Annotated in this window: 6 protein-coding genes and 1 pseudogene; 6 read left to right on the top strand and 1 reads right to left on the bottom strand. The window is 63.3% G+C overall.

Annotation, left to right across the window (positions count from 1 at the left end; all coding sequences use genetic code 11):
* The 5 genes and pseudogenes from DBR23_RS31050 to DBR23_RS18590 all read left to right on the top strand — a co-directional run.
* The coding region (locus DBR23_RS31050) for a 2-oxo acid dehydrogenase subunit E2 (protein ID WP_233250554.1) at positions 1-1,005 on the top strand (1,005 nt) is incomplete at its 5' end.
* Positions 1,006-1,024: 19 nt separating this feature from the next.
* Complete coding sequence (gene lpdA, locus DBR23_RS18600; protein WP_108499204.1) at positions 1,025-2,875, top strand: dihydrolipoyl dehydrogenase; 1,851 nt, start codon at positions 1,025-1,027, stop codon at positions 2,873-2,875.
* 251 nt (positions 2,876-3,126) lie between these two features.
* Positions 3,127-4,086 (top strand): annotated as a pseudogene (locus DBR23_RS32305) (methyl-accepting chemotaxis protein); the annotation flags it as partial.
* Positions 4,063-5,121 (top strand): transporter substrate-binding domain-containing protein, encoded by a 1,059-nt coding sequence (locus tag DBR23_RS31040; RefSeq protein ID WP_233250558.1) that lies wholly within the window; start codon positions 4,063-4,065, stop codon positions 5,119-5,121. The pseudogene DBR23_RS32305 and the gene DBR23_RS31040, both read left to right, overlap by 24 nt.
* 240 nt (positions 5,122-5,361) lie before the next feature.
* Entirely contained in the window at positions 5,362-6,783 is a 1,422-nt protein-coding gene (locus DBR23_RS18590) for an aspartate kinase (protein WP_108499202.1), read from the top strand.
* Between the two features lie 93 nt (positions 6,784-6,876).
* On the opposite strand, the gene DBR23_RS18585 is transcribed toward DBR23_RS18590, so the two are convergent.
* Entirely contained in the window at positions 6,877-7,842 is a 966-nt protein-coding gene (locus tag DBR23_RS18585) for a DMT family transporter (protein WP_233250553.1), read from the bottom strand.
* Positions 7,843-7,990: 148 nt separating this feature from the next.
* Here DBR23_RS18585 and DBR23_RS18580 point away from each other — a divergent pair.
* Positions 7,991-8,641: LysR family transcriptional regulator (locus tag DBR23_RS18580; protein WP_233250552.1), on the top strand; the 651-nt coding region annotated here is incomplete at its 3' end.

Genomic DNA, 8,641 nt, shown 5'->3' with positions numbered 1-8,641 from the left:
CCCGCCTCAGCCACCGCCACCGCCTCGGTGCCTGTCCCTGCCCACCAGCCCGGCACCCCCACGGCAGGCCTGCCCCATGCATCGCCTTCGGTGCGCAAGTTCGCCCGCGAACTGGGCGTGCCCATCGACGAAGTCAAGGGCACCGGCCCCAAGGGCCGCATCACCCAGGACGACGTGGCCGCCTTCACCAAGCAGGTGATGGCAGGTGCGGTGCAGACCAAGGCCCAGGCCGCCAAGGCGCCCGCTGCGGCATCCGGTGGCTCCGGCGTGGGCCTGGACCTGCTGCCCTGGCCCAAGGTGGACTTCACCAAGTTTGGCCCGGTGGAGCGCAAGGATCTCTCGCGCATCAAGAAGATCAGCGGCGCCAACCTGCACCGCAACTGGGTCGTCATCCCGCACGTCACCAACCACGACGACGCGGACATCACCGACCTCGAAGCCTTCCGCGTGCAGTTCAACAAGGAGAACGAGAAGAGTGGCGTCAAGGTCACCATGCTCGCCTTCATGATCAAGGCCGCCGTGGCCGCACTCAAGAAGTTCCCCGAGTTCAACAGTTCGCTCGACGGCGACCAGCTGGTGCTGAAGAACTACTTCCACATCGGCTTTGCGGCCGACACGCCCAACGGTCTCGTTGTGCCGGTCATCCGCGACGCTGACCAAAAGGGCATCGTCCAGATCAGCCAAGAGATGGGCGACCTGGCCAAGAAGGCGCGCGACGGCAAGCTCGGCCCGGCCGACATGACCGGCGGCTGCTTCTCCATCAGCTCCCTGGGCGGCATTGGTGGGCGTTACTTCACGCCCATCATCAACGCCCCCGAAGTCGCCATCATGGGCGTGTGCAAGAGCAGCCTGGAGCCCAAGTGGGACGGCAAGCAGTTCGTCCCGCGCCTGATGCTGCCCCTGTCGCTTAGCTGGGACCATCGCGTGATCGACGGCGCCGCTGCCGCACGCTTCAACGTGTACTTTGCCTCGCTGCTGGCGGACTTCCGCCGCATCGTGATGTAACGAAAGGGCAAGACACACCATGGCAATCATCGACATCAAGGTGCCCGACATCGGCGACTTCGCCGAAGTGGCCATCATCGAAGTGCTGGTCAAACCCGGCGACACCATCAAGGCCGAGCAAAGCCTGATCACCGTGGAGTCCGACAAGGCCTCCATGGAGATCCCGTCCAGCCACGCTGGTGTGGTCAAGGAACTCAAGGTCAAGCTCGGCGACAAGATCGCCGAAGGCTCGGTGGTGCTGACGCTGGAAGTGCAGGGTGCAGGCGCAGCCGCTCCAGCGCCTGCCGCATCCCCAGCGCCTGCAATTTCAGAGCAGAAACCGGCTGTAGCGCAGGTAAATAATTTGCCGGCAGCTATCAATCCAGTAGCATCCAGCTTTGCTGGCTCCGCTGATCTGGACTGCGACGTGCTCGTGCTCGGCGGCGGCCCCGGCGGCTACAGCGCCGCTTTCCGCGCGGCCGACCTGGGCCTCAAGGTCGTCATCGTCGAACGCTACGCCACCCTGGGTGGCGTGTGCCTGAACGTGGGTTGCATCCCCTCCAAGGCGCTGCTGCACGTGGCAGCCGTGATGGACGAAGTCAGCCACATGGCCGACCTGGGCGTGGACTTTGGCGCCCCCGCCGTCAACATCGACAAGCTGCGCGGCCACAAGGAAAAGGTCATCGGCAAGCTCACCGGTGGCCTCGCCGCCATGGCCAAGATGCGCAAGGTGACCACCGTGCGTGGCTACGGTGCCTTCGTCGGCGCCAACCACCTCGAAGTGGAAGAAACCACCGGCACCGCGCAAGAAAAGACGGGTAGCAAGAAGGTCATCGCCTTCAAGAAGGCCATCATCGCCGCCGGCAGCCAGGCCGTGCGCCTGCCCTTCATGCCAGACGATCCCCGCGTGGTCGACTCCACCGGCGCCCTGGCGCTCAAGGAAGTCCCCAAGCGCATGCTCATTCTGGGCGGCGGCATCATCGGCCTCGAAATGGGCACCGTGTACAGCACGCTGGGCGCGCGCCTCGATGTGGTCGAAATGATGGACGGCCTGATGCAGGGCGCCGACCGCGACCTCGTCAAGATCTGGCAGAAGATGAACGCCAAGCGCTTCGACAACATCATGTTGAAGACGAAGACCGTGGGCGCCGAGGCAACCCCCGAAGGCATCAAGGTCACGTTCGCGCCAGCGGAAGAGGGCGGCACCGCCCCCGAGCCGCAGGTGTACGACCTGGTGCTGCAGGCCGTGGGCCGCACGCCCAACGGCAAGAAGATCGCTGCCGAGAAGGCTGGCGTGGCGGTGACGGACCGTGGCTTCATCAACGTCGACATCCAGATGCGCACCAACGTGCCGCACATCTTCGCCATCGGCGACATCGTGGGCCAGCCCATGCTGGCGCACAAGGCGGTGCATGAGGCGCATGTGGCGGCCGAAGTCATTGCGGGTGAACTGCAGGGCAACAAAGAGCTGGCAGCCGCCGCCTTCAACGCCCGCGTTATTCCCAGTGTGGCCTACACCGACCCCGAAGTGGCCTGGGTGGGCCTGACCGAAGACCAGGCCAAGGCCCAGGGCATCAAGGTCAAGAAGGGCCTGTTCCCCTGGACGGCCTCTGGCCGCGCCATTGCCAACGGCCGCGACGAGGGCGTGACCAAGCTGCTGTTCGACGACTCGCCCGAAGCCCATGGCCACGGCAAGATCCTGGGCGGCGGCATGGTCGGCACCCATGCGGGCGACATGATTGGCGAGATTGCCCTGGCCATCGAGATGGGAGCCGACGCGGTGGACATCGGCAAGACCATCCACCCGCACCCCACGCTGGGCGAAAGCATCGGCATGGCGGCGGAGATTGCCCACGGGTCTTGCACGGACGTGCCACCACAGAAGAAGTGATCCGATGATTCGCTGAGAACGCTGCCGGTTCGGTCGCTGGCCGCGCAAGCCCAGAGGGGGTTGCGCGGCCTTTTCATTTTCTGGTGTGCATGCGGGCAAGCACGAGCCCACAGTGGCTGCGTGCTCTGGAGTGGTTGCGCTAAGTCTGCACAGGGTCTGCATGGGCATCTTAGAGCCTGTGACTTTTTGTTACTGTGGGCATCAAGTTTGCTAAGGGGTCACTACGAATCACTCTTTTGGTGAGACCCTGCATGAAACAAAATGCCTCGTTAGGTTCACATTTCTTCGTCTGGGGCCTTGTCTGCGCGTCCAGCTTTGTGGTGCTGGCTGCCAGCGCCTGGAGCTTGCACAGTGATCTGCAAGTTGCGCCCAGCGCGTCTGATGCCGCCTGGCAACGCTTGATGTGGCTTCTGTTGGCTGCGGCGGTGCTTGTCGGCGTCGCCTTGGTTCGTCTCCATCGGTCCGTAGCTCGCCAGTTGGGTGGCAGTCCCGACGCGTTGAACGAACACATCGCCCATTTGAGCGCCGGCCAATTAATGGCCTCCACCGCAACGCAGAGAACCGAATCCAGCAGTGCCCTAGCGGCAATTCATGCGCTGCGCGACTCGCTGGCTGAAAAAATCGGGCTATTACGGCAAGAGGCCGAAACGGTGGCTGTGGAATCGGTCACTTTTTCGTCCAATAACCTGGATCTGGCCACCAATATGTCGCAGCAGACCGAGTTGCTGCAGCAAAGCAGATCCCACATTGGTAGCCTGATCGACACAGTCAAACAAGCGGGCAGCAGGACCGCAGACTCTCAAAAGTCGGTGCGTTTCGCCTCCGATATTGCGACCCGAGGTAATGAGGTGGTCAGCAAGATGACCAACACCATGGATGCCCTGAGTGAATCCTCGGGAAAGATCGAGGAGATCATTGGTGTCATTGATGGCATTGCATTCCAGACCAACATCCTGGCGCTCAATGCAGCGGTGGAGGCTGCACGCGCGGGCGAACAGGGCAAGGGTTTCGCGGTGGTGGCTTCAGAGGTGCGCACGCTGGCCCAGCGCTCCGCGAGTGCGGCGAAGGAGATCAAGACCCTGATTGCGGGCTCTGTGGAGAAGATTGCGCAGTCTGCCAAGCTGGCCGACCAGGTGGCGAACTCCATGGACGAGATCAACGCCAGCTCGCAGCAAGTCACCCAGATCATGGAAGAGATAGCTGCGGTCACCCAGCAGCAGGAGCGCGATATTTCCCAACTGAGCGGCTCGCTGGACCACCTGGATGTCGTGACCGAACGTTATGCCGAGCTCCTGCACGATGCCAGCGTGCATGCGGAAACCCTGCAGACCCGGGCTGCCGGGCTGCGCTACGCGGCAGCTGCATTCCGCGTGGCCGGCCTTCCTCCGGCCAATGCGCTGCCAGAGCTGCCCATCGCACGGGCCAGCGAGCGGCAAGTAGCCCGTCCCGCAGCGGCACTGCGCATTCGGCAAGAGTCCAAGGAATTGGCTGGGCAGCTCTCGCGCGGCGTGCAGCTCATCGTCGGCACGGCGCACGAACCCCCGCTGAACTACACCGATGCCGCCAACAAGCAGGACGCGAGCGGTGCGGATGTCAAAGGTTTTTCCCCTGATGTAGTGCGCGAGATTCTGGCTCGCACCGGGCACCAGGCAGAGGTGCGCATCACCTCCTGGGAGCGCAGCTACGCCGCGCTGCAGACCGATCCCAATGCCGTGCTGTTCACCATGGCGCGCACGCCCAGCCGCGAAAACCAGTTCCACTGGGTCGGGCCGCTGGTTCACAGCAATGCAGTGCTGTTTGTCAAGAAGGGGAGCGGCGTCACCGTCAAGAGCCTTTACGAGGCGCGCAAGCTGCCCAGCATCGCGGTCATCAAGGGCGATTCCAAAGAAGAGTTCCTCAAAGGCAAGGACTTCCACAACCTGGATTACTCGCCCGACTGGGCTACCGCATTCCGCAAGCTGCTCGAAGGCAAGGTCACCGCATTGGTCATGACCGACATGGATCTGCCCACCACCGCTCGCGATGCAGGTCTGGACCCGGCCGACTTCGAGCCGGTCTACGAACTCTTTGTGAATCGCCTGTACATAGGCATGTCCAAACGCACAGACCAGGCTGTGGTACGCAGCTGGCAAGACGCGCTGGACGCCATGAAGCGTGATGGCAGCTTCCTCCGTCTGGCAGAACAGTGGTCAAGACATTGGGGCGCCCAATGGGTGGTGCGCGACGGCGCGGTGCAAGCGCAATGAGTCGCCCCGGCTTCACTTGACGCCTTCGATCGAACTGGCGGTGCAGCAGCGGCGCTGGCCGCATGGGAGCCCGGTGGCACGGCTTTGCGAGGGGACGAAGGCGTGGTGTGACCCTGGGCCGGCGGCCGACGATCGGGCGCGCTTCCAATATGGGCGAAAATAGGGGGTTTTCCGTCGTCAGTCCCCGCCGGTCATCGGTTCGGCCCGGCCTGTTTTTCTACTGCTCCTTTTTGCTTGTCCATGCAAGACGTAACTTCCCCCAAGATCTCTGTCGAGAAGATCGGCGGCACTTCCATGACCGCCTTTGGCGATGTGCTGCGCCACATCGTGCTGCACGACCCCAAGCGCATTAATGGCCGGATCTACGTGGTGTCCGCCTACTCGGGTGTGACCAACCAACTGCTGGAGCACAAGAAGACGGGCGAGCGCGGCATCTATGCCCTGTTTGCCGAAGGCAAGGGTTACCAAGATGCGTTGACCCAACTGGCGGTCAGCCTCAAAAAGCTGAACGCCGGCTACGCTGACCTGGGATTGCCGCTGGATGTGGCCGATGCCTTCATCGACCAGCGCATTGGCCAGGCGCGCGAATATCTGAACGCCATGCAGCACGTGCTGGCCAGCGGCTATCTCAGCCGCAAGGATGTGTTGCTCGCGGCGCGCGAAGTGCTGGCCTCGATTGGCGAGTCGCACAGCGCGTTCAACTCGGTCGAAATCCTCAAGGCCAATGGCGTGAATGCCATGCTGATGGACCTGGCCGGTTTTGACGACAACGAAGCCTGGACGATTGACGAGCGCATTGCCAACAGCTTTAAGGGCATCGACCTGAGCGACAAGGTGGTGGTGGCCACCGGCTACACCAAGGGCACCGAAGGCATCATGCGCGAGTTTGACCGGGGCTACTCCGAAGTCACGTTCAGCAAGATCGCCGTGGAAGTGCGCCCCGCAGAGGCCGTGATCCACAAGGAATTCCACCTGTCTTCTGCTGACCCCAACCTCGTGGGCCTGGAAAACGCCATCGTCGTGGGCGCCACCAACTACGACGTGGCCGACCAGCTGGCCGACGTGGGCATGGAAGCCATCCACCCCAAGGCAGCCAAGCCCATGGAACTGGCGGGCATCCCCATCCGCCTGAAGAACACCTTTGAGCCCGACCACCCCGGCACGCTGATCACCAAGGATTTTGTGGGTGAGCGCGCGCGTGTGGAGATCGTGACCGGCACAGACAAGGTCACCCTGATCGAGATCCACGACCCCAGCATGGTGGGCACGGTGGGCTTTGATGCGGGCCTGATGAACGTGTTCTGCAAGCACGATGTGAGCTACATCCTCAAGGCCACCAACGCCAACTCCATCGCCCATCTGGTGTGGGACAACCAGGTCACGCCCGAGCTGGTGGCCGAGCTGCAGAAGGACTACCAGGTCGTGACGATCAAGCCCAGCGCCATTGTCTGCACCATCGGCTCCAACATCGGCATCCCCGGCGTGCTGGCCAAGGCCGCGCAGGCGCTGGCCGATGCGCAGGTCAACGTGAACTGCGTGTCGCAGACCCTGCGGCAGGTGAACATGCAGTTCGTGATCGAACGCGAGGACTATAAGACCGCCATCAAGGCACTGAACATGGCGCTGTGCGTGAACTCCGGCGCACCCGTTCCGCGCGCCTGAGAAAAAGGCTTCTGCACTCGGCCCACAGCCCGCCCCGTGCGGGCTTTTTTGCGCCCTTGCGTGCCTGGGGGATTGGGTGCGGGGATATTTTTGCTATTTTTTGTATAGCAATAAAGTCTTATCCATCAGGCGCAGAAGGCCTGTTTGAATGCTGATTTTGCTAATCAGCAGGACCCCTGCCAGCACCAGGGCCGCGCCCCCCAGTTGCCAGGCGGACAAGGGCTCGCCCAGCAGCCAGGCGCCAAAAAAGATGGTGAGGATGGGGCCCAGCGTGCCGATGAGCGCTGTCTTGGAGGCGCCGATGCGGCGGATCGCGGCCGAGGTCATGAACACCGGCAGCACGGTGGACAACACGGCCATGCCCAGGGCATGCAGGTACACCGGGGCAGGCTGCACCAGCGCCCCCATGGGCTGCGACACCACAAAATGCAGCAGTGTGGCGCCGGTCGAGACCAGCATCGCCAGCGCCGTGAAGCGGGCTGCACCCATGCGCCGGATGGCAGGCTCGCTGCCCGCCTGGTAGAACGCATACGAGATGGCTGAGCCAAACACAAAGCCCGCGCCGATCAGCACCGACCGCGTGTCGCCCGCCACATGCAGGTCGTGCGCAAAGGCCAGGCCAATGCCCGCATAGGACAGCAGCAGAGCACCCAGCTCGCGCCGGGAGGCGCGTTTTCCCATGAACAGCACACCGATCAGGATGGTGAGCGTGGGGTAGGTGAACAGGATCAGCCGCTCCAGGCTGGCGGTGATGTACTGCAGGCCGATGAAGTCCAGGATGCTGGCGCCGTAGTAGCCCAGCAGGCCCAGGGCTGTGATGGCCAGCCAGTCGCGCCCGCTCAGCGGGGCCAGGTGGCGGCTGGCGCGCCAGCCCACCCAGGCGAACACCGGCACGGAAAACGCCATGCGCAGGCACAGCAGGGTGACGGAATCCACGGGCACGGCCTGGGGCACGGCATAGGCCAGCTTCACAAAAATGGCTTTGAAGGAAAAGCCCAGCGCCGCCAGGATGGCGAGGGCAAGACCAAGGCGTTCGGAGGACCAGTTTTTCCAGGGCATGTGTCAGGTCAAGCATCTTGTACGGCAGCACCGAACGATTTGCATGCTTTTTATCGGGATGGCTGGCATCCTGCCTTTGTATGTTGCAAGGCACAATTGTTGATCCAGCAACCATGCGTTCGGTTTTCACGAAGGCAAGGAGACCGCTTTGAGCTACGACCTCACCGACCTGCGCCTTTTTGTCGCCATTGCCGAAGAGCGCAACCTCACGCGCGGCGCCGCGCGCGCCTATTTGGCGCCGTCGTCGGCCAGCCACCGTCTGCGCCGGCTGGAGGAGGCGCTGAACACCTCGCTGTTCGAGCGCCAGACCCGGGGCCTTGCGCTGACCCGGGCGGGCGAGGCCCTGCTGCGCAATGCGCGCCAGGTGCTGGCCAGCGTCGAGCAGATGCATGCCAACCTCTCGCCCTTTGCCAGTGGCATCCGGGGCCATGTGAGCCTGTGGGCCAATACCCATGCCACGCACACCTTTCTGCCCGACGACCTGGCGGGTTTCCTGAGGCAGCACCCGCAGGTCAGCGTGAGTCTGGAGGAGCGCACCAGCGCAGAGATCGTGGTCGCAGTGGCCAGTGGCGAGATCGAGGTGGGTGTGCTGGCCGACAGTGGCACGGGCGCGGGTGTGGAGTTGTCACCCTACCGGCAGGACCGCCTAGTGCTCATCGTGCCCGCAGGCCATGCGTTGGCAGGGCGTGGCCGCGTGGGTTTTGCCGAGGTGCTGGACCAGGCCTTTGTGATGCTGCACGCGGGCTCGGCCATCCACACCTTCACGACCAACGCCGCTGCCGCGCTGGGGCGGCATCTG

This window comes from Acidovorax sp. HMWF018 (genome assembly GCF_003061035.1).
Classification (GTDB): Bacteria; Pseudomonadota; Gammaproteobacteria; order Burkholderiales; family Burkholderiaceae_C; genus Acidovorax; species Acidovorax delafieldii.
The sequence above is the reverse complement of the archived record's forward strand: the minus strand, read 5'-3'. Positions and strand labels throughout refer to the sequence as shown.